Source organism: Vibrio sp. 10N.286.55.E10 (genome assembly GCF_002872555.1).
Classification (GTDB): domain Bacteria; phylum Pseudomonadota; class Gammaproteobacteria; order Enterobacterales; family Vibrionaceae; genus Vibrio; species Vibrio crassostreae.
The window spans coordinates 41,015-64,236 of sequence record NZ_MCSD01000004.1; the positions used below are offsets into that span (position 1 = coordinate 41,015).

The 23,222-nt window shown below is 42.5% G+C and carries 21 protein-coding genes; 8 read left to right on the forward strand and 13 right to left on the reverse strand.

Annotation, left to right across the window (positions count from 1 at the left end; genetic code table 11):
- Positions 1–526: 526 nt before the first annotated feature.
- From BCV39_RS03785 to BCV39_RS03815, 7 genes are all read right to left on the reverse strand, one after another.
- Positions 527–1,384, reverse strand: a complete 858-nt coding sequence (locus tag BCV39_RS03785; protein WP_102431349.1) for a hypothetical protein — start codon at positions 1,382–1,384, stop codon at positions 527–529.
- Positions 1,384–2,238 carry an ABC transporter ATP-binding protein gene (locus tag BCV39_RS03790; protein WP_048661560.1) on the reverse strand — a complete coding sequence of 285 codons (855 nt, stop codon included), beginning with the start codon at positions 2,236–2,238 and terminating at the stop codon, positions 1,384–1,386. Before BCV39_RS03790 ends, BCV39_RS03785 begins: the two co-directional genes overlap by 1 nt.
- On the reverse strand, positions 2,235–2,606 hold the full coding sequence (locus BCV39_RS03795) for a GntR family transcriptional regulator (protein WP_048661561.1): 372 nt from the start codon (positions 2,604–2,606) through the stop codon (positions 2,235–2,237). Before BCV39_RS03795 ends, BCV39_RS03790 begins: the two co-directional genes overlap by 4 nt.
- Before the next feature lie 227 nt (positions 2,607–2,833).
- On the reverse strand, positions 2,834–4,579 hold the full coding sequence (locus BCV39_RS03800) for an EAL domain-containing protein (protein WP_102460917.1): 1,746 nt from the start codon (positions 4,577–4,579) through the stop codon (positions 2,834–2,836).
- A gap of 835 nt (positions 4,580–5,414) precedes the next feature.
- Positions 5,415–5,894, reverse strand: a complete 480-nt coding sequence (locus BCV39_RS03805) for a type II secretion system protein (RefSeq protein WP_102432658.1) — start codon at positions 5,892–5,894, stop codon at positions 5,415–5,417.
- Positions 5,895–6,155: 261 nt separating this feature from the next.
- Positions 6,156–8,150: an EAL domain-containing protein gene (locus BCV39_RS03810; protein WP_102432659.1), complete on the reverse strand. Its 1,995-nt coding sequence runs from the start codon at positions 8,148–8,150 to the stop codon at positions 6,156–6,158.
- Positions 8,151–8,191: 41 nt separating this feature from the next.
- Positions 8,192–8,749, reverse strand: coding sequence for a hypothetical protein (locus BCV39_RS03815; RefSeq protein WP_102432660.1), 558 nt, complete (start codon positions 8,747–8,749; stop codon positions 8,192–8,194).
- 547 nt (positions 8,750–9,296) lie between these two features.
- Between BCV39_RS03815 and BCV39_RS03820 the strand changes: the two genes are divergently transcribed.
- Together BCV39_RS03820 and BCV39_RS03825 are read left to right on the forward strand one after the other, a co-directional pair.
- Positions 9,297–9,986 carry a response regulator transcription factor gene (locus tag BCV39_RS03820; protein WP_102432661.1) on the forward strand — a complete coding sequence of 230 codons (690 nt, stop codon included), beginning with the start codon at positions 9,297–9,299 and terminating at the stop codon, positions 9,984–9,986.
- Positions 9,979–11,328 carry a HAMP domain-containing sensor histidine kinase gene (locus tag BCV39_RS03825; protein WP_102432662.1) on the forward strand — a complete coding sequence of 450 codons (1,350 nt, stop codon included), beginning with the start codon at positions 9,979–9,981 and terminating at the stop codon, positions 11,326–11,328. The genes BCV39_RS03820 and BCV39_RS03825 overlap by 8 nt, the downstream gene beginning before the upstream one ends.
- 134 nt (positions 11,329–11,462) lie before the next feature.
- Here the strand turns inward: BCV39_RS03825 and BCV39_RS03830 are convergent, their stop codons facing one another.
- Positions 11,463–11,993, reverse strand: a complete 531-nt coding sequence (locus tag BCV39_RS03830; protein ID WP_102432663.1) for a GNAT family protein — start codon at positions 11,991–11,993, stop codon at positions 11,463–11,465.
- 225 nt (positions 11,994–12,218) lie between these two features.
- Here BCV39_RS03830 and BCV39_RS03835 point away from each other — a divergent pair, with 225 nt between their 5' ends.
- The gene (locus BCV39_RS03835; protein WP_102432664.1) at positions 12,219–13,484 is read left to right on the forward strand and encodes an HD domain-containing phosphohydrolase; all 1,266 of its coding nucleotides are present in this window, start codon (positions 12,219–12,221) and stop codon (positions 13,482–13,484) included.
- A gap of 146 nt (positions 13,485–13,630) precedes the next feature.
- Here the strand turns inward: BCV39_RS03835 and BCV39_RS03840 are convergent, their stop codons facing one another.
- From BCV39_RS03840 to BCV39_RS03855, 4 genes are all read right to left on the reverse strand, one after another.
- Positions 13,631–14,080: a PTS sugar transporter subunit IIA gene (locus BCV39_RS03840; RefSeq protein WP_029405610.1), complete on the reverse strand. Its 450-nt coding sequence runs from the start codon at positions 14,078–14,080 to the stop codon at positions 13,631–13,633.
- Complete coding sequence (locus BCV39_RS03845; RefSeq protein WP_048663301.1) at positions 14,077–15,333, reverse strand: PTS ascorbate transporter subunit IIC; 1,257 nt, start codon at positions 15,331–15,333, stop codon at positions 14,077–14,079. The genes BCV39_RS03840 and BCV39_RS03845 overlap by 4 nt, the downstream gene beginning before the upstream one ends.
- Before the next feature lie 10 nt (positions 15,334–15,343).
- Positions 15,344–15,613 (reverse strand): PTS sugar transporter subunit IIB, encoded by a 270-nt coding sequence (locus tag BCV39_RS03850; protein ID WP_081229957.1) that lies wholly within the window; start codon positions 15,611–15,613, stop codon positions 15,344–15,346.
- Between the two features lie 284 nt (positions 15,614–15,897).
- A complete protein-coding gene (locus tag BCV39_RS03855; RefSeq protein WP_102432689.1) occupies positions 15,898–16,374 on the reverse strand; it encodes a hypothetical protein in 477 nt (158 codons plus the stop codon).
- A gap of 423 nt (positions 16,375–16,797) precedes the next feature.
- Between BCV39_RS03855 and BCV39_RS03860 the strand changes: the two genes are divergently transcribed.
- The 4 genes from BCV39_RS03860 to BCV39_RS03875 all read left to right on the forward strand — a co-directional run bounded on the left by BCV39_RS03860 (position 16,798) and on the right by BCV39_RS03875 (position 20,295).
- Positions 16,798–17,418 carry a hypothetical protein gene (locus BCV39_RS03860; protein ID WP_102432665.1) on the forward strand — a complete coding sequence of 207 codons (621 nt, stop codon included), beginning with the start codon at positions 16,798–16,800 and terminating at the stop codon, positions 17,416–17,418.
- 445 nt (positions 17,419–17,863) lie between these two features.
- Positions 17,864–19,072 (forward strand): NupC/NupG family nucleoside CNT transporter, encoded by a 1,209-nt coding sequence (locus BCV39_RS03865; RefSeq protein WP_102432666.1) that lies wholly within the window; start codon positions 17,864–17,866, stop codon positions 19,070–19,072.
- Between the two features lie 296 nt (positions 19,073–19,368).
- Entirely contained in the window at positions 19,369–19,638 is a 270-nt protein-coding gene (locus BCV39_RS03870; protein WP_102432667.1) for a hypothetical protein, read from the forward strand.
- Positions 19,639–19,683: 45 nt separating this feature from the next.
- Positions 19,684–20,295 (forward strand): class I SAM-dependent methyltransferase, encoded by a 612-nt coding sequence (locus tag BCV39_RS03875; RefSeq protein ID WP_102432668.1) that lies wholly within the window; start codon positions 19,684–19,686, stop codon positions 20,293–20,295.
- Positions 20,296–20,408: 113 nt separating this feature from the next.
- Here BCV39_RS03875 and BCV39_RS03880 read toward each other — a convergent pair whose 3' ends face one another.
- Complete coding sequence (locus tag BCV39_RS03880) at positions 20,409–21,575, reverse strand: DUF3541 domain-containing protein (RefSeq protein ID WP_102432669.1); 1,167 nt, start codon at positions 21,573–21,575, stop codon at positions 20,409–20,411.
- Positions 21,576–21,858: 283 nt separating this feature from the next.
- Here BCV39_RS03880 and BCV39_RS03885 point away from each other — a divergent pair, with 283 nt between their 5' ends.
- Complete coding sequence (locus BCV39_RS03885) at positions 21,859–23,214, forward strand: diguanylate cyclase (RefSeq protein WP_102432670.1); 1,356 nt, start codon at positions 21,859–21,861, stop codon at positions 23,212–23,214.
- Positions 23,215–23,222 lie beyond the last annotated feature (8 nt).

Genomic DNA, 23,222 nt, shown 5'->3' on the forward strand with positions numbered 1-23,222 from the left:
GATCTGGGCGTCAAACACCGTTAGATTCGAATGGTTGGCAATAAAAATAGCTCATGAAGAGCAGTTAAAGAAAAGGAAATATCCCTTATGAAAAAAATGAGAAGAGCACAGCTTCATCGCGTTCGTATCCAATACTGGAAAGACACGTCAAAAGAAGCATCAAAGAAATAAGCTTTAAATCGTAAAGCTTTAAAAGCTGAAAAGCTTAATCAAATGTAAAACGCAACAAACCGATTTCATTAGCACTCTTGAGGACCTTCATCTGGTCGGCGACTAAAGAAATCATCCCTAAAGAGCTGGCAGGCATTAACAACAATGCAATTTAATGTCAGCTCATTAATACCTCCTCTTAGACTCTCTTGTTTCTTCACTCGGTTACTCCCAATTAAATCCCTTTGTCCTTGTTACCCATCCCTGTATTAGCAAAGTCGTGATCAAAAAAAGCTCCCGATTTCTCAGAAGCTTTGATTTAGATTTTGATATCTGATGTGACTGCCCGATAAAGGCTCGTGCTTAGGGTCTGACTCTAGCGTTGGAACAGCGTCTTCAAGCTCACATCATCCGTTCTATTTAGCTTTAGGCTCAGCAGATAACCGCCAACACCAATCAGTGCGTAAATACTTAAAGATAAAATAGGCGCTTCTGCAATCGCGCTTAATGGGTTACTTGCTATGAGCACATTCATTGGCAGTGATGCGATGAGAGATAGGAAGTCATTGATGCCATAGAACCCAAACACGGCGACAGAGAGGAACTTAATCGCATAGCTTGAGATGAAAATGACAAGTAATGGAGAGTTTACCAACTGCGAAATCGCTAGGGTAACGGTTGCCAGTGGTAATAAAACCAGTGCAACTAACAGCATTCGCCCAAAGAACACCACCCAGTTACTCAGCACATAAAATAGAGATTGCTGTTCAACCAGTAGCGCCAATTGTTGTTCGCTTGAGATGTTCAATATCCAGAATAGGAAATCGGCGAACAGCACGAGCAACGCACAGATAGCCGGAATAACCACTAAACCGAAACCTAACTTCACGCCGTGAGTCATTGCATTAGATACTGGCATACTTCTCCAAAACATCGAACTGCCTTCTTGGCGCTCTTTACGCAGCGTTTTAGGGATGTAAAGTGTCGACAGGATCAGTGAAATCAGACCCGCGCCAAAGTAGATCACCGAGTTGAGATCTTGCGCGAACTCTCTATGGATGTCGCTCACGTCACCGTTCACTTGCATTTCGAAGAAAAACTCATGCTGCGCAGCGCCATTAAAAAACAGACTAACGAACAGCAAGAAACCACATAACGCGACAAATAGAGGTAATCGAGTATTAATTTTGTGCTCGATGAGTTCTTTTTCTAGCATATAAAAACTTGGATGCATTATGCCTTCTCCGTTTGTGTTGCAAGGAATAGATCTGCGAGGCCAACATTGTAGATAGTGCCCATCGGCTCAACCTGCGCTTTGTATTGACCTTCCAATAACCACTTAGTAGTTCCTAGCCCTGGCTGTGAGGTTAGCGGATTGAGCTTCTGGATCTCGCTTGAATGGTTGTTTGCAAGTTCGATAATGAAATAGTCGTTCTCGATGTCTTCCATGCTCTTTTGCAGCACACAATGGCCTTGCTTTAAAATCAGCACATCCGTTAATAAGTGTTCAATCTCTGAAACCTCATGGCTTGCAATGATCATGGCGCGTTCGCCGTCGTGGAACCACTCTAGTAGGTGGCGATAAAAAGTATCGCGGTACAGCAAATCGAGACCCAACGTTGGCTCATCTAAGATCAATACTTGAGTATCGGTTGCGATGATGATCGCAAGGTGAAGTTGTACCTTCATTCCTTTAGAAAGCTGTTTGATAGTGGAAGATAGCTTGATGTTGGTGCTGCTTAATGTCTGTTCTGCTTTTTGCTTGTTGAAGCTTGGGTGGACACCTTGGGTGTAACGAAGCAGTTGTTTAACGGTCATCCACTCGGGTAATACGTTAACGTCTGAGATGTACGACAAGTGCAGCATGAGTTCTGCATGCTGGTGGATAGGGTGGTAACCGTTAACCTCAATCTCACCTTGATAGCTGTGTCCGCCAAGCAGAGACTTGATGAGAGTTGATTTACCCGCGCCATTGTGGCCTAGAAGGCCAAGCACTTGCCCCGGCTTTAACTCAAAGCTGATGTTCTCGACACCCACTTGATTTGAATAGGTTTTGGTTACGTTTTTCACGGAAAGTAAAGTACTCATGACTTGTCCTTTATATGTTGTGCTAGCTGTTTCACAAGTTCTTCGACACTCATATCAATGATGCTTAGCGTCTCAGCGATGGCTGGGATCTGTGTATTGATGAATGATTGGTGTGCAGACTCTTTCAATTTTTGAAGTGCCCCTTCGGCCACATACATGCCTTGGCCGCGTTTTTTCTCTACCAAGCCTTCATCCACCAGTAACTGGTAGCTTTTCATGACAGTAAGGTGGTTGATCTTGAGATCAGCAGCAACGGCACGCACCGAAGGCAATGCTTGTTGCTCTAACCAAACACCTTGAAGAATTTGGTCACTGATCTTCGTAGCAAGCTGCCTAAAGATCGGTTGGTCGTCTTTCCATTCGGTCATAATTAAAACTGCATGGTGATATACATGTGTATAACACTAACCTAATTCCCAAGATAGACAAGCTTTTTCTATAAATTAGCTGAATGTTAACTTTTATGGTTGGATAAAGCATGTTTGGCGGAGAGGGTACTTGAAGCCTACATCCTTGTGGGCTCTCAAGCAGCTGTATGAGCGATTATTATTTGAATAGGGAATAGTTGCTCATCAAGATTCTTATTAGGGTGGGGCTATTGTTCCTTTGACTCATTAGGCCGGCTATATAGGTAACCTTGATGCAGGTTGTAGCCCAACTGACACAGGATATATTGCTGCCTGCGCGTCTCGACACCTTCATAAATCATTGTGATATTTGATAGGCGTCCAATCTCCGATATATTAAGCAACACGCCTTGATGGTGCTCTCCTGACTCGATATCCTTAACAAAACAGCGATCCAGTTTTAGATAGGTAGGAGAGATGACATTGATGATTTCGATGTTGTTATTGCCCGTACCAAAGTCATCCAATGCGATGGTGATCCCCAGCTTTTTGATCGCTTTGATGTTGTCTATCACCTCGCATCCGTAACCAATATTTGAGTATTCAGTTATCTCAACCACAAATTCATTCGCTTCCATCGCGTCTAAATGCACTTTAAGTTTTGAAAAGTTATTCCCAACTAAAGCACTTGGGCAGACGTTGACACCGTAAACCTCATGGCTGTTGTTCAACTTGGCGTTTCTGACCGTTTCGATAAGTAAAATCGTATGAAATGTCAGTAGGTTGGTGCGTCTCATCGTGTTGATGAAGCTTAAAACGCCGACGTTACGTACACGAGATAGCAATTCGTAATATAAAACGCTGTTGTCTTCAGTGTTGATGATGGGCTCTTCTTCAAAGGAGATGTGTTGCCAACGACACAGATAGATCACAAAGCCCAGAATATAAGAGCGATAAAGCAGCGTGGCGGTTATCAGAGAAAGCGCAATCCACAACGCAACAATATCGTCACTGAAGAAGGTGATGGTTGCGCCAGTTGGCAGGGATGTTTGATAAATAACTTTACTCTCTTCGCCAAGATTTAAGATGTAGTAACCATTCTTCTGGATGGAGATAGAATCGACTAATAGAGGCAATAGTGAGTTCTTGTATCGAGCTTCGATAGAGCGTTTAGATATTCGAGCAACCATCTCTATGTCGTGTTCGGTATTTATGAAGCGTGAATAGGCAAAGTCAGCACTATCGTAGAAGTCGTCTGCTTGATCGAGCTCTATCATTTTTGAACGTGTTTTAGAGATATAGCATGAGCCATGAGGTGTTGCCATGACGACAGAATCAAGGTTGAGCGAGTGCCTTAGCGAGTGCACTGCACCTTGGCTATCACAACCGTAGTCCATGACCTCTGCTGCAATATGTTTGGTGTTTTCACTGTATTCATTCGCAATCTTCGTTGTATAAAGGATTTGGAAAAAGTAGACAACGAACAGGAAAAAAGAAGAGATGGTGAACACGGTTATCAGAGCCTTGATCAGCTCTCGATGATAGGTGTTGAACATCAGTTTCAACATCTCGACCTGGCTGGGCTTGAATTGGTTGATGTCGTACTTTGGTGCGATACGGTTGGTTGAGCTTTTATCGAGGTCGATAAAGTAACCTACCTTATAAAGGTTAGAGATAAGTTCACTATTATTATCAACCTTCGCTTTTTTGCATAAGCTTCGATATTTCTTTCTTATAGAAGCAATAATGTTTTTTAACGCGTATAAGCTAAACTCTTCGTCAAAGTGTAATTTAAAAGATTCTTCAACATCTCGTGCAGATTGAGGGTTTGATATTGATGAGTGTTCAATAAGATATTTGAAAACAAAACTCTCTTTACTATTAAGAGTTTCCTCTGATATCTTATTACTGTCTCTTTTTATATATATTTTTTCTTTATTATAGATCAGTTGCAAGCTCTCATTATTGTTATTTATATTGAAAGAACAGTGCATAGCTCAACTCCTAAGCGATAGTTATTATATTGGCGTGATGGATATGTGATGGTGGGATTGTCATTCAACACAAGAGTTCGATCTAAATAATATAACCAAAATGTCACCATTTTCTCTTAAGATGTTGATACTAATCGCAGAATTTGGGCTTGAATGAAAGGTTATGGAGATGTTCACCCAAAAGTTGAATTTATAAATGAAAGCCAATGATTTACAAGGGGTAAAGGGGATTTATCCATTTGTTTTGGTATTTATCCATTTCACAGCTTCTATGCGGCAGGTTTAGCGACTGGATTTAGAGGTTTCCAATGTAGCTTCTGGTGGTATTCATTCAGCTTATCGATGTGTCAGATTTATCAGAATTTTTCAGGATAAAATTAAATTATGTCAGTTTATGTGATATTAATATAATTTAAACGGCTTATTGTTTTGGTGATTTAATTAAAGTATTCAATGATAGAATTAATTATATTTGTTTAATAATTGATTTTAATTTATTCTATTACGAATTTTAAATAGTGAAAATTTAAGATGGGATATTTAAAATAGGGAAAGGGTGACGTTTATCATAAGGTGTTGATTAAAGGATTTTAATGGGATTATTATTGACATATGTATCAAATATGTGTGCATGTAAATATTCATCGGCTAGTGATGAAAATAAGATATGAATGAGGTTGGTGTTATACCATGAGCACTGCCTAAAAGTGTAAGCAGCAACAAGTTAGATCAATTAGTATTATTTTTGAGCAAATGTTAGCGTAACCACATGATATTCAAAGATCTGCTGTGGTGGATTTGTGTTAACTATAGAAAGCGTGCAATCGTTGAGTATTTAACATGCACCGTCAAGAACGACGATTTGCGGTTCTTTTTCCGGTTGATAGAGTACCTGGCAAAAATCGCCGACAGGTGAATAGGTGTAACTCTCCGTATCAAAAGAGATAGCGGCAACTCTTTCTGCATTGCTGCCAGAGTCTACTTCTTTGTTGATTACATGAAGCTCTGTTGCGTCGATATTGAGCAGTCTTCTTAGTGAGTCAACATAGGCGATTGGATAGCCGTGGCAGACGTAGTAGGTCTCAATCTCGGTTTTTTCAATGTAGTCACATTCTCCCTCCACACCAGCAATCGCAGACTTCGCATAAATCATGTCGATACCCGTGCGAAGGTTGCCAGCCACATCGTGTATTTTGCTCGCGCGAGCATTACCTTGAACGTCTAAGAACTTGACCATAGCTGTAGCCGAAACGATCGCTAAGATTAATACAGAGATGATCAGTTCTAAGAGAGTGAAGCCGTTTTGTCTGTTCATGTTTACCGATGATTTGCTCTGCTAAAGGGACGGAATGAGAGTAATCTAAATACCAAAGTCATTACAGTTAGTAGGTATAATGGTTTGGTGTTTTATTGGGTTGATTTATAAGGAATTCTCTATATAAACAACAGTTTAATCTTCATTCCTTACTGTTGAACGCTATGTAAGCATACGTAAGCGTTCACATTGGTGCTGTTACCTTGTTTATTAATCATTCAAAGTTCTAACTTGTTGATAAAGGTAACTTTATTAACCGACTTATCGAACGAATAAAAATTGGCTTTCGACTTCGTTTGACGGGATTGGTTTGCTAAACAAATACCCTTGAAGGTATTGGTATCCACAGTCGATTAAAAAGTCTTTTTGTGTTTCGGTCTCGACGCCTTCAGCCACCACTTTGAGCCCCAACTTGTCGCAAATTGCGTGGGTCGCTTGGACAATCGCTTTGCTTCCTTTGTGTGAGCCGTGAACAAAGCTTTTATCAAGCTTTACGGTGCTAATCGGTAAGTCGTGCAGCATAGAGAGGGAAGAGTAGCCAGTGCCAAAATCATCAAGGTGGAGTTCAACGCCTAATTTGGAGATGTCGCTTAATGCTTGTCTTACTTCACCGTGTTTGAAAATCATCGAAGACTCAGTGATCTCAAGTGCGATGTTTTGAGGTTGGATATTGTAGAAGTTCAGCATTGCTAATAGCTGCTCGGCAAAGGTTGCGTGCATCTGAATACTCGAGATGTTGATGCTCATCATTAGCTCGCCATCAAACTCCCGATGCCATATTGATAGCTGTTTAAGTGCTGAATTGAGAACCCACTTTCCGAGTGGCACTATCTGCCCAGTATCTTCCGCCAAGGTGATGAATTCATCAGGGCCAATGTTACCTAGCTCTTTGTCTGACCATCGAAGTAGCGCTTCAAAGCCCTTAACCTTGTTACTGTTGGTATTCATGATCGGTTGATAATGCAGATTGAGGTCTTCGTTTTCTAGGGCTTGAGTCAATCGATGGCGAATTTCTACTTTTCGGTGAAGCGTTTGTGCCAAGTCTGGAGTGAAGGTTTGGAATCGGTTTCGACCATTGGCTTTAGCAATGTGCATCGCCATCCCCGCTTGTTTAAGCAATGACTCCTGATCCATGGCGTTATCAGGGAAATGTGCAGTACCAATGCTACAACCGATAGAGAGAGTGCCAATGCCGGTTATGTGGAAGCTTCGGTTCAAGGCATCAATAATTCGGGTGCAAAGCAGCGGGATGTTTTGATTTCGGCAGGTGTGGGCGATCACTATGAATTCGTCACCACCGAATCGACCAATCATGCAGGTTTCGTCAACGAGCTGCTTGAGACGTTCACCTACTTGTTTGAGTAGTTGGTCACCCACACTGTGTCCGTAGGTGTCATTGACCAGTTTGAAGCCATCAAGATCAACGAAGATTAGCTCAAAGGGAGAGCGATAGGCAATACTGGTTTCTAAGAGGTTAGTGATTCCACGGCGATTGTATAGTTCGGTTAAACAGTCGTGCTCTGCATTGTATCTGGCCTTGATCAGCTTCTCTTTCTGTTTGGTGGTACAAGTCAGATTTAACAGCAGTTCACTCTTATCAAATAGCCATTTTCCTTGCACATCAAAGTGGTGGGCCTTATCACCAATATGGCAGCTGACTTCTTCTAAAATTTCTCGCCCTTTACGTGCCGAGAACAACCAGTGGGCTGCAATTTCTTCACTTGAAACAAAGTCGGAGAGGGTGGAAAACGGCATGCCATAGTTCTGGGAAAATGCAGAGTTAGCACTCACTACCGCTCCCGATCTATCAAATAGAAGAGAGAGGTTTGAACCATCCGAGCAAGCGAGATCGTGCTTTAGACTACCTTCTTCCGCGACGACTTGTACCAACATGCCGGTTCGGCCGTCTGGTAGTGGGATCCCAGAAAACAGACACAATGCACGCTTCGAAATGTAGTTGGGAGTGAAGTTCCACCATGTCTTGATGCTTTCGTTGCGTAGAAATTGCCTTTGGTATTCTTCGAGCGTTGCTTCTATTGCCTTAGACATCTCGACGCTGAAATCACGTGACGTCAGCTCAAACAGAGATTCAGACTCCCAGAGAGGTAGGGCACTGCTGTTTGCCCAAGTTATTCTCTTATTATCAATGTCATATATCCAAATAGGACACTGGAGATACTCGAAAGGCTGATAACTTGTCATCATATTGAACTCGGCACACGGATATTTGGGTTGAACGAAGCCCACTGAACTCATGCCGTCAGTAGGCTGTTTGTCTTTATTTTTAATTTCAACTTTTACAGGTTCAGTGAGCGGATGATTTTCGTCACTTTACCTAGCGGCGTGGTCTCTATGACATAGCCTTTTTTGTCATCAAATATCTCACCATCAATCAACTGCCATCCATTTGGTTGCTTTGTGATCTCTTTAGGGAAGTCCTTATCGAATATCGAATAATTTGGATAGACGGTTTCGATGGCTTCGAACAACAGCTGAGCTTCATCTTGGTTAGTGACCACGAAGTTTTCCTTAAGGCACATGGTTAACTCTGGCAATGGTTGGGTTGTGTAAGGTTCTGTCACCGTACCCAATACACCGTTGTGCGAGTAAAATAGGTATGAACCACTGCTGCTCTCGTTGCCTTCTGGCGACTTGATTGAAGGCGTTGCGCTGTAGAATTCACAGTTAAAAACCATCTTCTGAATAATGCTGTTTTGTGGTGTCACCTGAATGTCTATCCAAGCACTGACTTGTTCTTGAATCTTGTTCACTGTGTCATGTTTATTGGTGTCAGCAATAAGCGGTGTTGAAACTAAAGCAGTGGTTGTAAGTAACAGTGAAAGCGATTTATTCATCTTAAAGAGGGCCCAGTGTCCAAGTGGTAATTGTCTAATAATGAGTTAATTCATTAGTTGAGTGAATATTACGTTAGGAACTTATCGCTTAACAGGATCTGTCGCGTGCTCAATAATGGAAAACACTGGCTTATTAAATAAGTAATCGATTTCTTTTGATTTAAGACTCGAGCTATAGGTTTATTAGACTGATTCGTTGTTATTTTATAGTGTTATTCACTGATATGAGCTGAGTGTGCGGATAGTTGATTTGATCGGAATTTGTAAACGCCTTAAATGTAAGTGCGCGTAAGAAAATAAAGCAAATGTAAGTGAGCGATAAGCGCATAAAACACGTCAACTCTTCCCTCATCTGCTATAGCCTTTATGCTACAGCCTTTGTAAAGAAAGGCTCAGTGGTTGCTAAATTCCGTATTTTGTAAACGTGCATGTACAAAAGTGATTACTATGTTTTGCGTACGGTAAAGTTAAGGCTCTAATAACAATATTGATGATATATGACCAGTATATATACTGCCCTCGCTTTTAATAAATACTGGTGATAGGAATGTCAAAAACCAAAGTGCTCATTGTTGAAGATGACCAAGAGATTGCTCGTTTAACTACGCTTTACCTCGAAGCTGAAGGCTACAGTGTTAGCGTTGTTCATGAAGGGAATTTGGCACTTGAAGCGATCCGAAGTATTGAACCTGATTTAGTGCTGTTGGACTTGATGCTCCCAGGCATGAGCGGCGCACAGATCTGCCGTCAGGCTCGTGAGTTTTACAATGGCATGATCTTAGTGCTAACAGCTTCTGCCGATGAAATGAGTGAGGTCAGCTTATTCAAGTTTGGTGCGGATGATTATGTTGCCAAGCCGATTCGTGGCCATGCTTTATTAGCCCGAATTGAAGCGTTATTGCGTAGAGCTGCGCCTGCTGCAAAAGCGCCAGAAACTGCGGCTGAGAAGCAGTGCGATATTGTCATCAACAGTGCGGCTCAAAGTGCCACCTTGTATGGACAAAACCTCAAGCTTACCTCTGCTGAGTTTGAAATCTTAAACCTCCTTGTGAATAATATCTGTCAGGTAGTGACGCGAGATCAGTGCTGTCAGCTATTTCGAGGGATCGATTACGCGTTTAACGATCGTTCGATTGACATGCGCGTTTCTGGTTTACGCCGCAAGCTGCGCATTCATGCGAAAGACAAACAGCTGATCCGCACGGTTCGCAACAAGGGGTACATGCTGGTTGCGTAAGTTCATTACTGCGAAACTTCGCTCGGTTTCAATGTTTGCTCGTTTGTACCTTGGGATTGTGACGGGAATGTCGGCAACGATATTTTTGTTTTGGAACCTTGGTGAAGGGCACATGCGAAGAACCGAGATTGAAACCTTCCTCAACGACGGTATCTACTTTGCTGAGCAGTACACTCGCCAACACAATCAAGAAAACTCACTCTATAAAGAACTCGATAGAATAGGCTACCAACAATTTTATATCTTCAATTTACGCCTGTTGGAAAATTGGTCGGGCGAAGCGCCTTGCCAACGATGTGAGTTATACACCACATTGAATGGCGTGCCGATTTATCTGAGTGACAACAATCTCTATTCAGCCGTTTTTCAGTTGCCTAATTCTCGATTTAGCTTTGCATTCAGTGAGGTAGGAGATTTCTTCTCGCCAGACATTGAATGGTATGAGGATTCAGAACGTCACTTTTTGTTAGGGCTGTTACTGGCTGTGATTGTGGCGATTGGAGCAAGTGTTTACTTACCTGTGAGGCGTTTTCAAGAAAGAATAGAGCAGTTAGTCGAGAAGCAGAAACAGTTTGGTAAAGGAAAGCTCAGTACTCGCTCTGAATTGGACGAAATTCACCCTGTGTCTGATTTGGCGAGCAGCTTTAACTTCATGGCTGAAGAGATTGAAAGCAAAGTAAAACAAAGTCATATCTTCGCTCAAGCTATCCCACATGAAGTGCGTACGCCGTTGAGTCGTATTCAATTGGCAACCGATATCCTAAGAAGGGGAGCACCAGATAATCATCAAGTTCTTTTCGATGACATTGATACTTACATTGAGGATATCAACGACCTTACATCCGAAATTATCATGCTGTCGAAACTGAACGTTATGGATAACTCCTTCTTTGAACTGGTAAAAGTGAGAGCTAGCCTGCTTGAGTATTGTCTAGATAGGATTCGCTATTCTCAGTTGGATAACGTGACCTTCGATTCTAAAGTTCAGCAAGAAAGCACGATAAAATGTGACTGCTCGATGGCGCGCTTGGTGTTTGATAACATTCTTAAGAACGCAGGCAACTACACACAAGACAAAGTGTGGATGACACTGGATGAGAACTCAGAAAACTGGCTGGTGGTGATTGAAGATAATGGTTCTGGAATCCCAGCAGAGCGACGCGATGAAGTGTTTCTTCCTTTTTCTCGTTTAGATTCAAGTCGTACATCGGCAACGGGAGGATTGGGGTTGGGTCTTGCGATTGCTCTATCGGCCGCTAAAAAGCTCTCTTGGGACATCAAAATTGATGACAGTAGCCATGGTGGAGCAAAGTTCAGTATTGTGATTCCTAAGACCTTATAACTGGGCGCTTTGAGAGTTCCCTAAGCTCTAGGTCTCGGTTCTAGGTCTAGTTTCGGAGACAACAAAGCCACGGTCGAATACCGTGGCTTTTTAGTATGCTCATTTACCAAGAGGTGAGCGCTTGGGACGTAATGCTAACAACGGTGAAGGCCGTAAATAGCATGGTCAACGATGCGACCATTTAAGTTCTCATTGCGCGTGATGATGCCTTCTAAGGTGAAATGTAAGCGTTCACAAACCTTGCGACTGCTTTGGTTGCCCGTTGCGGCTGATATCTCGACCTTTTCCATATCTAACTCATTGAAAGCAATATCAATCAGCTTTGCGACCACGCGGGTAACAATCCCCTTTCCTTGATACGTTTCAGACAGCCAATAGCCTATCGTGACTTTCTGCTTATTGTGGTCAATGGTGTTGAAGCTACAGTTACCGACGATATTATCTTTATATACAATCGCACAGGTCATGCTTTGGCCCTCTGCATAATCGTGCAGCGAGCGTTGGATGAAGATCCTAAAGTCTTGCTCGGTTTTACAATGTGGCGGCCACACGAGCCATTGGCTCAGGTACTCATTCTGGCTTTGTGAGATTTCCGCGTAGTGAGAAGCGAAGCTCTCTTCAACCAATGCGATGGATAGTTCGTCATCAATAACTGTTTTAAACATGTCTTTCCTTTTCTTAGGGCTGCTGATTTACTGGATCTTAGTCGGCAGGATATAATGTCGCATGATTTTTAATATGCAACCACTTGTAGCACGGAGTTTTCGTGATACGTTAGATCTATCACGAAACTCATTAAACCTTACAATATTTGTGTATATAATCATTAGCTATGCATTAGTATTGGCAGCCTAAATATATAAAAACTATAAAAATGCTAGGCTTAAATAATGAATCAACATTGCCAGGACGTGACCGTAGACCTAAGGAAGGCTCTATTCGGTATTGCTAAGGCGCTTGATAACGTCGGTTTCGAAAGCAAAAATCATGGACAGAGGGTGGGTTACATCGCGTATCGGTGTGCTCTGAGTGTGGGGTGGGAAGAAGAGCAAGCACAACTTGCGTTCTCATTGGGGTTAATTCACGACTGCGGAGTATCGCAAATTGACGAGCAGCGTAGTTTGGTTTCAGGGTTCATTCCTGACTCGAGTTACCACCATTGTCAAAAGGGGTACCAAATTCTAAAAGAGTGCCCGGTTCTTTCTATATTCGCTAAGCCGGTGCTTTATCATCATACCCCTTGGACTGACTTAAAGACTATTCATATCAGTGAGTTAGAAAAAGAGCTAGCTGCTATCGTGATGCTTGCCGATAGGGTTGACTACTTGTATGGCATTACCTCTTCAGATCGTTATGGAAATCTCACACCCGATGGCAAAGCGAGCATCATTGAATGTTTAACAGAACAAGCGGATGAGATGTTCGAAACCAACCTTGTGCAACACATGTGTGAGTTGGTTGATTTGGATGATTTTTGGTTCTCGATGGAGATCCCTTACATTGAAAACATGAGGGATAACTTTGAACCTGTGCCATTCTTCTCTCAACAAATGTCGCTGGACGAGACGGTGGCCTTTGCCGAATTTATTGCCAATGTTGTGGATACCAAGAGCTCGTTTACCTTTAAGCACTCTTTGAAAGTTGGGCAGCTTTCAGAATACCTCGCCAAACAACTGGGTTATTCCTACACCACTCAGCGCAAACTCTATTTAGCAGGTTTGGTTCATGATATCGGTAAACTGCAAACCCCTAACGATATTCTGCATAAGCCGGATTTACTTACTGAAGAAGAGTATTGCTGTATTAAGCGCCATGCTACGGATACTCGATTTGCATTGCAGGAGTTGTTCAGTTCACCTCAGGTTTGTCAGTGGGCATCTAATCACCATGAAAGGTTAGATGGTTCGGGCTACCCTATGGGCAAAACGGCTGAAGAGTTGGATCAACCGAGTAGAATTGTTGCTGTGGTGGATGTGTTCCAGGCATTAACTCAATCTCGCCCTTATCGCGCAGGCATGACGCTAGAACAGACGATGGCTATTTTGACGGACCACGTTGATAACTTTAAGCTGGATAGAGAAGTGTTTGAGTGTCTTAAAAAACATGCGCAATACTGTTTTGAATTATCGACAGATAAAAGAATGTACGCGTTTTAGCGCCAGTGAGTCTTTTAGATGCGTGACTTCCTAAATCACGCTCGATGAAAAATGACTTAATACCAAAAACAGAAAAGCGATAGCCGAGGCTATCGCTTTTTTAATGGGGGGCTTATCAGATCAATATCAGGATCGTTAGAGCGAGATTAGTAGCGCTTTAAGATCTCGATGATCGCTTGCTCAGTTTCCGCTGCGATAATGGCATCAATGTCATCATCATTTTGGAACAACTCTGATAGCGCCATAATCGTGTGGATGTGGCTGTCTGAGTCCATTGCCGCCAGAGTAATTGAAAGATAAACGTCACCGTTGTCTTCCGACTCTAAATCAACACCCTTCTTGAATACTGTCACTTGCAGTGATGCTTCGTTCACACCATCTTCAGGACGAGCATGAGGCATCGCAATTTTTGGTGCTAGAACATAGTACGCGCCGATGTCCTTGTGCTTTTGCTTGATAGCCTCAACATAGCTTGCTTCAATTTTGTTGTTTGCTAGCAGTGTTGAACATGTCACATCAATCGCTGCATCAACTGTTAGGTTCTCTTCAGAGTTGATGATAACGCCTTGGTTACCAATTAAATCGAATAAGCTCATGAAACAATCCACCCTAGAATCAGGCCAACTACACCGAAGTCGAAGTCAGCAAATGTTGTTGCTTCAAGACCAAGGCCACCTAGAACTGGAAGAAGTAGCATTGGTAGGAAAGAGATACATAGACCTTGTGTGAATGAACCAAGAATTGCACCACGTAGACCGCCAGTTGCGTTACCGTAAACGCCCGCTGCACCACCTACGAAGAAGTGAGGAACAACGCCCGCGACTATGATTGTCCAGCCAAGAGCGCCTTGAACTGCCATTGCTAGTAGGCCAGCAGCGAAAGAACAAAGGAAGCCGATAAGTACCGCGTTTGGTGCTACAGGGAATACCATTGGACAGTCTAGAGCAGGTTTCGCACCCGGTACTAGCTTATCAGAGATACCTTTAAATGCAGGAACGATTTCAGCAATCAGCATCTTCACGCCTTGCAGTACGATGTAAACACCACCTGCAAACACAAGAGACTGCATGAAGGTGAATACTACCCAGTTTTGACCGCCTGATACTGTTTCAACAAAGTCACCACCAGCAACAATAGAAGCAAACATGAAGAAGATTGCCATTGTTGTTGCTACTGCTACAGGTGTATCACGCAGGAACATCAGGCTCTTTGGTACGTTGATGTCTTCTGTCGATTTAGATGTGTCACCGAATTTGCTACCAATGTAACCAGAAACTAAGTATGAGAATGTTGAGAAGTGGCCCATCGCCAGTTGATCGGTACCCATCACTTTCTCTGTGTATTTCTGAGCAAGTGCAGGCATGATAACCATCAGTGAACCCACAATGATCGAGCCGATTGCAACTAGAGCAGTGCCTTCGATGTTAGCTGTAGACAGGATTACCGCTACTAGCATAGACATGAACATTGTGTGGTGACCCGTTAAGAAAATATATTTTAGAGGAGTAATACGAGCCAATAAAATATTCACAACGAATGCGAAGAACATAATTAGAGCCATTTCATAACCGAATGCTTCTTGTGCTAGTGCAACAATTGCTTCGTTATTTGGAATAACACCACTTACGCCGAATGCTTCAGTAAATACCACTGAGAAGTTATTTAGAGCGCCAACAAGAGCACCTGCACCAAAACCTAAAATTAGGAAACCCATTACGGTTTTAATGGTGCCTTTAAGAATAGTGGAAATATCTGCTTTCTGAGCAACTAGGCCAATGAAAGCAATTAAACCTACCATGATCGCTGGCTCTTTTAATAAGCCGAGCATGAACTCGAAAAAGTTTTGCATAATTTTGACCTTACATGAAAGTTTTTAGTTGTTCTTCAATTGATGCTTTGTCAAAAATATTTTTAAGGCTGATGATGTTCTCTTTACCAGCGTCTTTTAGTTGGTTTGCAACGTCTGTTGCTGCAACCCAAATATCCGCATTGCTTGATGCTGAAGATGATAGATCTTCGTGATCAACTTCTGCTTCGAAACCGATTTTTTTAGCGACTTCTTTTACTGCCATTTCCATCATTAGAGAAGTACCAAGGCCGTTACCGCAAACTACAAGAATCTTTTTCATAATATTTGTCTCAATTGGATTTTAGGGGTTGAGAAACTTCGTTCTCTTATTGTGTGAGAGCATAGTAATGGAAATATTCAGATTTCAATAAGATCTCCATCACAAAGCTAAAATGAGATTGTGATGGAGGTCTCGTTAATTTGTAGTAAAGATCCAGAGTGAGACTTTGATCAAATTTAACTTTTCACTCGAATATGCAACGTATTTTATTGAGAAAGGCGGGCTTAATTAATTTTTATATCAGAATATAAATCTATAGAGGCTTTATTGTAGAAAACAGAGAATTAATCGTATCGACCGTAGTCAGTAAGCATTTTCTTAAGCATGCTATTAACGTCTTTGGTCTTTTTATTTCTTTTAGTCAGTTGGCTAAGAGAGGTTGGTCTTGGGGAGGCAACATTTTCACTGTCGACTTCTTCAGTTTTATCTTTCATTTTCTGTACGGCAGGCAATAACATTCTAATTTCTTCGTTATTGGCATTGGTCAGTACCACAATATTTTCAGATTCAACTTGAGTAATGGTTAATATCCCGTGTTTAACCGATTCAACCTTTTCACCAATCATAATTGACTCAGGCGCAACAGAGCGATCGGTAAGTTGACCTGTACGTAATTTCGCCGCGCTGATAGCGCGGATATTTCCGGTATTTTCAAACGCGACAATAACAGTATAGGTATTATAATATTCAACTACTGTCACATAGCCGTGTCTATTTGTTTTGAATCTAGCTCCATTGTTCATGTCGTGCGGAGCTTCCATTTTCTTCACGTGTTTCCTCTCTTAGTCTCGATGGCTGTTATATCTAATCAGCTCTATTGGTATTTTATAGATAATTATTTGGTGAGATCACACAAAGTATATACGCATCTAAACTTAAGATGAATCTTGAAGTCTCGGGAAATGAGGCAGAGCACAGAAAAGTAGTAAGAATCACACAGAATTAACCGAGAGGTTACTCAGTGCCCTACATAGGTTGAACATGTTCTGTTCATTTCATAATTTTCATTTACAAGACTCTGTTACTTAAAAATTTTATTGGCTGATGACTCAATAAATTTAACCCGATGTGTGAGCGAATTTATATAAATAACAATTATGTAAAATATTGATTTGATGAATGTTTACTCATTAAGTCGATTTTTGTTAGAACAGCCTATTCAAAACAATAAGATAGGTAAATCTATGAAAAAACTCGTCAGTTTACTGCTCGCTGCAGTATCGTTAGGGCTTTCTGGTTGTGCAACGGTATTAACAGCAGAACAAAGTGCGCCTCAACTCAATGAAGTTCCACAGGAAAAAGCGTTGACCGTCGCTGTAATCGATAAGAGACCATACGTTCTCGATCATGATAAAGAGCCAAAATTTGAGGGAATTATTCGCAGTTCGTTAGGTATTCCTTATACCTACAACACGGCGACACAGCAGCCAATGTCTCAATTTTTGACTGATAGATTGGTAGCTGGCTTGAAGAAACAGCAAGTAGCGGTCGAGTCCATTGAGACAACACCTGAGGAGGATATCACCAAGGTTGCTGAGCAGATGAAAGCGTTCGATAACAAATCGATGATGTTCGTTTTGAATGAATGGAAGTATGACTTCCACGCATTTACGGACAACTCTTGGTACAACGTTAACGTGATTATTTATGATGAAGCTGGCAAGAAGCTACTCAGTAAAAACTTCCAAGGGGAGAATGATGTGCCTGATGGCGGTGCAATCATCAATGAGATGCAACTGATCTACAAACAGCGCTTTGAAGAGATATTCCGAGATGCTGAAGTGAAAAGTGCTCTACTAAACTAGCCATTCCTACTTTCTAACATATTTTGAAAAAGCCACATCGTGTGGCTTTTTGTTTTAATCGCGTTTTTATTTCTCTTATTTCTTGCTGCTAAAGTGAATTATCACGGTAAATAGTTCGATTTTGTGTGTTTTATAACCGCGCGATCGTTTGCGTTAAAAAATGTGATGAAAGTCTCACTTAACTGTTTATACTTCTTTTCCGGTTTTAAGCCGGTGCTTAGCCAATACAAGCCGTCACATGGATATGTGAATGACCCCACGGACCGGACCAGCTACGTTCCACTGCTTGTATAAGGTGATTTTTTACATGAACAACTCGTTGTTACATTCGCTAACCCTGTTAGCTCCTTCATCGCGTAGCGTTTTGCTTGCGGTTCTTTGTCCTGTTCCTTTGATGTCATTTGCTTGGCTCATGTTCACTCTTTAAGGATTACTAGGACACATTATGAATATTCTATTTGGTTTTGTCGGTGTTCTTGCACTGATTGCTTGCGCGTACCTGCTATCTGAAAGTCGTTCTTCGATTAACTGGAAAACGGTCTCTCGTGCTCTATTACTTCAAATCGGCTTTGCGGCCTTGGTATTGTATTTCCCATGGGGACAATTGGCGCTAACAAGCCTAAGTAATGGTGTTTCTAGCCTGCTTGGTTTTGCAGACGCTGGTATTGCTTTCCTTTTCGGTGACCTTGCTACTGAAGGCTTCATTTTCGCGGTTCGCGTACTTCCAATCATTATCTTCTTCAGTGCTTTGATTTCTGCGCTTTATTACTTAGGCGTCATGCAAAAAGTGATTCAAATCTTGGGCGGAGCGGTGCAAAAACTACTGGGTACAAGTAAAGCTGAATCTCTAGTTGCTACAGGTAATATCTTCCTTTCTCAGGGTGAGTCTCCTCTTCTTATTCGTCCTTTTTTAAAGTCTATGACTCGTTCGGAACTGTTTGCTGTAATGGCAGGCGGTATGGCGTCGGTAGCGGGTAGTGTACTTGGTGGTTATGCGGGCCTTGGCGTTGAGCTTAAATACCTTATCGCAGCAAGCTTTATGGCGGCTCCGGGTAGCCTGTTAATGGCGAAGATCATTGTTCCTGAGCGCAGCACACCGAGTGACTACGACCACATCGAGCTCGATAAAGCTGACCAAAGCAACGTGATTGATGCATTGGCAAGTGGCGCGATGAACGGTATGAAGGTTGCGGTAGCGGTTGGTACTATGTTGATTGCCTTCGTGAGTGTGATTGCGATGGTCAACACTGGCCTAGAAAGCCTAGGTGAAACGTTCGGTTTTGCGGGTATTACACTGCAAGCTATCTTCGGTTACCTGTTCTCGCCTCTTGCATGGCTAATCGGTATCCCAAGTGATGAAGTGTTGATGGCGGGTTCTTACATCGGTCAGAAGATCGTTATGAACGAATTTGTTGCTTTCATTGACTTCGTTGAGAACAAAGCTCTGCTATCTGAACACAGCCAAGTAATCGTGACTTTTGCTCTGTGTGGCTTTGCTAACATTGGTTCTATCGCGATTCAGTTAGGTTCAATCGGTGTCATGGCGCCAGAGCGTCGCGCTGAAGTTGCTAACCTAGGTTTGAAAGCGGTAGCTGCTGGTACGCTAGCAAACCTAATGAGTGCATGTTTAGCGGGTATCTTCATCCTTCTTTAAGCTAGGTTTAGCAAAAACAGCTAGATTCACTAAAAGCGGGCACCTTACTTACGAAGTTTATGTAAGAAGGGTGTCCGTTTTTTATGCCTGCTCGTTAAGTTCATTCGGACTTAACGACTTATCTTATTACTTCTATATCGTTTTACGCTCACTCGGAAGAGTAATAGAGCAAGCCTGTTTTATCCGATATACTTGAATATCATTAGGTTGCGATTAATAACGTTCGGTTTCAGCTGAGAACATTCGGTTTTGACCAGAACAAAAGCAACCAAGTCCAATTATTCAAAGGTCTTCCCATGAACATGCGCGTTCTCATTGGTCTTATCACCGCCTTTATCGGCTTGTTTGCGATGGTTTATCTTATTGCTGGTGGTACTCAGTTTCCTATTTCTCAGTGGCCGCAAGAGGCTTATCTCGGTTTGGTGTTCAGCGTCGTGTGGGGCACAGGCGTAGCGGCATCGGTGGCATACTTCTTCTCAGCATTGGTGTTTGTGACTATTGCCGTGGTTTGTTATGCGATTGGTTATAAAATCGGTGGACTCTTTTCTTCAAGTTCTAAAGCTTAATCTCATTAAGGTGTGCTGATGTTCATTGAAGTGGGGCAGATTTGAATGCACTGGCTCGATCGTTGGAAGGTGTATCGCTATCATCGGAAACAGACTAACCGCTCGAATGGCGACAAGGCTAAAGCTTTAGGTTGGACTAGCGAAGAGAGCCAATTGTGTCGCTTTGAAGTGATCGCTCGTGCGGCTGACTTTGATAAGAAGAGCGTTTTAGATTTGGGCTGTGGTTATGGCGAGTTGTTTGAATTGCTCGACTGCATCTACCGCATTCAATCTTACACCGGTGTTGACCAACACGCAGGCTTTCTAAAGAAGGCGAAGCAAAACTACACAGAAGATCGTTGTCGGTTTTTGTCTGGTGATATGAGCAAAATGAACCTTGAGGCCCACGACATTGTTATCGCTAGTGGTTCACTGAATTATACCTCTCGTGATTCCGACTACCTGACAAACATGATTACTCGCATGTATGAATTGGCGAATCAGACGGTGATTTTTAATCTTCTCAACTCAAGCCAATATCCTTCACGTAATACCTTGATGAGTTATCACCCTCAGGGCGTATATCGCTTCTGTAAATCACTTTGTGAGGATGTCTCTTTAATAGAAGGTTACGCAGAAGGGGATTTTACTATAGTGATGAACAAAGTCTGCCTCTGAACTCAAACTTAAGCCAGAGCGAAATGATGGTATGGTAAGAATTAAAAAAGCCGCAGGCCTCGAAAGGTATGCGGCTTTTTGGGTTCTAAGACCAACCTCGGCTAGGTATGTTGCTAGTTCTTCAGCGTTTGGTTTTTAACGAGTCCGTAAGGGACGTTAGTAAACACCTTAGGGTTGCCTTCATAAGTCGGCGCTTCATTTACTTGCTGCCAATCGAGTAGCATGATGGCTAACACGTTGCGGTGCTCACCATACTCCAGGTCAAAATCGCCAGTAATTGAAGGGATCATGCCCTGTTTCTCATCGATTGAGGCTTGAATCGCGAGTCGAGTTTTCTCTACTACTGGATCATCTTCTAAACCTGCCAATAAGAAGGTTAATCCAACCTCGGCAATCACATCCTCTTTCGCTCGAAGCAGAATCGTATCGATATTTTCTCTGAAGTAATCGTAGATCCATTGATGATCTTGTTCGCTTACTCGATGCTGATAGTATTCGGAATCGCCAAAGATCACGTGTGTCATACCATAGATCTTGTTGCCAAATTGCTGGCTCGAAAGCTTTTTGTCTTTGTCGTCTGGATATGCTTTCTTGAAGGTAGCGACGAACTCATCAACGACATCCTGTTCACCCAGCTGGCGCAGCCAGTAAACCTGATTCGCTAATTGAGCCGCCCATGCTTTCACCATGTCTTGATTGGTCACGTATCGTGAGAAGTCATAGCGACGAATGATTTCACGCAGCTTGGCATCGTTTTTGTGCTCTAAACCGTACTCATTGGCGCGCGCCATAGAGCCAAGAAGGTCAACGCCAAGGTACAGGTATTCAGGCATGTGCTTGGTGATGTTGTAGCGTCGAACACTGCGCTCATCGTTATCGCCAACATAAGATGCAACGCGCTTTTCTGAGTAGAGTACGATTTGTTCCATGGTTTGAACGTCATTCGACAGGGTGCTGAGCTTGCTTGCCACTCGCGCCATGTCACTCCACACTGCAGCCGAATACTTATCATCTAATGTCTGGCGATACATGCGCAGCCCGTAGTGGCCTTCTTTGAATGCTGGCAGAGTGTAAAGCTGGTTTTCGTAGGTGGTGCGAATGAGGTCAGCAGATTGCTTGAAAGATTGTTCTTGAGAATTGAGCGAATCGGCTTGGGATTGACCATTCGGTACGCTTGTTGCTTGCTTATTCTCTTGTATGTTGAGCGTATCTTGTGCGTGAACGGCAACCGCAACTGAGGCAGATAGCAATGTGCACAGTGTGAGAGTTTTTAGCTTCATGTTGTGAGGTACCAAGCTGATTGTTAGTCTATGTAAAATAACATTGATGAATCCTTTAATGTAAGCCTTGAGTCAATACAATGTAAGCTTTATAAGGTTCACTAACCCTTTTTGATTAAACAATGAGTTTAGCTCACAAGCCTGAAGTGATGAATGGCACAATATTTGATACATAGTCGACGTTAGTATGGATTTTTAATGACTTAGCGGCATACTGGACCTATAAGCCAGAAATGAGCCGTTATAAGGCAGTATATAGAACAATAGTGTTAGAGGTTCGTAAATGCCAAGTGGTTCTAGCAAGCAGTGGTCTGCCAAAGTAGTATCTTTTCTTTTTTTCCTTGCGATAGTAAGCGCGATTGAGTTCTTTCACGCCAAGCAATTAACTTTTCTTAAGAATGAATCGTATTCTGAGGGAAAAAAACGATTATCCATCATTCGTTCTCGGATCGAAGCCGCGATCGTGTCAGATATGTATATCCTCAATAATTTCTCTACCTTAGTGACCATCAATCCTGATGGTGAGGTAAAAAATTGGGATAAGATTGCTGAAAATATTATTAAAGATGGTTTCCATATTCGACTTATTGGGCTCGCCAAAGACGACATTCTAAACTTCGTTTACCCTATGGAAGGCAATGAGCAGATTCTCGGTATTAATTATCGTGATTATCCAGACCAATGGGAGTCCGTTGAGATAGCCCGTAACCTTGGCAACACCTTTATTGCTGGTCCTTTTGAATTGTTTCAAGGTGGGCAAGCCCTCATTACGCGCACCCCGATCTTTCGAGACCCGCCTTTCAATCAAGATTACTGGGGTGTATCCAGTGCTGCTATTGGCTTAGATGAACTGTTTGAAGATGTCGGAATCGGGAAGATCGAGAACAAGTACCAACTCGCGATTCGCGGCGCAAACAGTTCAGGTAAAGATGGCGCTATCTTTTATGGCACTCAGAATGTGTTCGATAATGCGTTTGCCACCGAACAGGTAAGCTTCCCATACGGTGGTTGGTATCTTGCTCTCTCCGGAAACGAACATGTATTGATGGATGAGCCTTGGTACCGAATCCAAGCGGTAAGGCTGGTGGGCTACTCAATAATGTTAGTGCTGGCGTTTGCCTTCTTTACTATCTATCGTCTGTACCGCATTGCAGATAGCCGCTCAATGCATGATGAGCTAACGATGTTACCGAATCGTCGATACTTTATGTATAGCCTCAAGCAGGCCTTTAAAACTACTCAAAAACAGCGAGCGAGAACGTTTGCCGTTGTAAATATCGACCTCGATGGGTTTAAAGCGATCAATGACACTTATGGTCATGCAGCTGGCGATCAGGTATTGATCGAGTGTGCAAACCGAATTAGGAGTGAACTACGAGTTTCAGATATCGTCGCAAGGATAGGCGGTGATGAGTTCTTAGTTTTATTGCCACGCATAATCGATGATCAACACGTATCTTCGATCGTCACTAAACTACGAAAGACGATATGCGCGGCACCAGTTGTTTACGAGGCGCACTCTATTTATCTTCGAATTAGTGTTGGTTGGGTTATTCATAATAACAACTACAATGATGTCGATGCGCTCTTGAAAGCGGCGGATGAAAAAATGTACGAACAGAAGCGACAAGTTATCTAGGTTGAATT

What these genes read in the sequence shown, in the direction of transcription:
- BCV39_RS03805 (WP_102432658.1), bottom strand. Translation starts at nt 5,894, where the DNA reads ATGAACAGACAAAACGGCTTCACTCTCTTAGAACTGATCATCTCTGTA.
- BCV39_RS03850 (WP_081229957.1), bottom strand. Translation starts at nt 15,613, where the DNA reads ATGAAAAAGATTCTTGTAGTTTGCGGTAACGGCCTTGGTACTTCTCTA.
- BCV39_RS03880 (WP_102432669.1), bottom strand. Translation starts at nt 21,575, where the DNA reads ATGAAGCTAAAAACTCTCACACTGTGCACATTGCTATCTGCCTCAGTT.
- BCV39_RS03790 (WP_048661560.1), bottom strand. Translation starts at nt 2,238, where the DNA reads ATGAGTACTTTACTTTCCGTGAAAAACGTAACCAAAACCTATTCAAAT.
- BCV39_RS03860 (WP_102432665.1), top strand. Translation starts at nt 16,798, where the DNA reads ATGAAAAAACTCGTCAGTTTACTGCTCGCTGCAGTATCGTTAGGGCTT.
- BCV39_RS03810 (WP_102432659.1), bottom strand. Translation starts at nt 8,150, where the DNA reads ATGAGTTCAGTGGGCTTCGTTCAACCCAAATATCCGTGTGCCGAGTTC.
- BCV39_RS03830 (WP_102432663.1), bottom strand. Translation starts at nt 11,993, where the DNA reads ATGTTTAAAACAGTTATTGATGACGAACTATCCATCGCATTGGTTGAA.
- BCV39_RS03835 (WP_102432664.1), top strand. Translation starts at nt 12,219, where the DNA reads ATGAATCAACATTGCCAGGACGTGACCGTAGACCTAAGGAAGGCTCTA.
- BCV39_RS03870 (WP_102432667.1), top strand. Translation starts at nt 19,369, where the DNA reads ATGAACATGCGCGTTCTCATTGGTCTTATCACCGCCTTTATCGGCTTG.
- BCV39_RS03865 (WP_102432666.1), top strand. Translation starts at nt 17,864, where the DNA reads ATGAATATTCTATTTGGTTTTGTCGGTGTTCTTGCACTGATTGCTTGC.
- BCV39_RS03855 (WP_102432689.1), bottom strand. Translation starts at nt 16,374, where the DNA reads ATGGAAGCTCCGCACGACATGAACAATGGAGCTAGATTCAAAACAAAT.
- BCV39_RS03845 (WP_048663301.1), bottom strand. Translation starts at nt 15,333, where the DNA reads ATGCAAAACTTTTTCGAGTTCATGCTCGGCTTATTAAAAGAGCCAGCG.
- BCV39_RS03885 (WP_102432670.1), top strand. Translation starts at nt 21,859, where the DNA reads ATGCCAAGTGGTTCTAGCAAGCAGTGGTCTGCCAAAGTAGTATCTTTT.
- BCV39_RS03795 (WP_048661561.1), bottom strand. Translation starts at nt 2,606, where the DNA reads ATGACCGAATGGAAAGACGACCAACCGATCTTTAGGCAGCTTGCTACG.
- BCV39_RS03815 (WP_102432660.1), bottom strand. Translation starts at nt 8,749, where the DNA reads ATGAATAAATCGCTTTCACTGTTACTTACAACCACTGCTTTAGTTTCA.
- BCV39_RS03785 (WP_102431349.1), bottom strand. Translation starts at nt 1,384, where the DNA reads ATGCATCCAAGTTTTTATATGCTAGAAAAAGAACTCATCGAGCACAAA.
- BCV39_RS03875 (WP_102432668.1), top strand. Translation starts at nt 19,684, where the DNA reads ATGCACTGGCTCGATCGTTGGAAGGTGTATCGCTATCATCGGAAACAG.
- BCV39_RS03820 (WP_102432661.1), top strand. Translation starts at nt 9,297, where the DNA reads ATGTCAAAAACCAAAGTGCTCATTGTTGAAGATGACCAAGAGATTGCT.
- BCV39_RS03800 (WP_102460917.1), bottom strand. Translation starts at nt 4,579, where the DNA reads ATGCACTGTTCTTTCAATATAAATAACAATAATGAGAGCTTGCAACTG.
- BCV39_RS03840 (WP_029405610.1), bottom strand. Translation starts at nt 14,080, where the DNA reads ATGAGCTTATTCGATTTAATTGGTAACCAAGGCGTTATCATCAACTCT.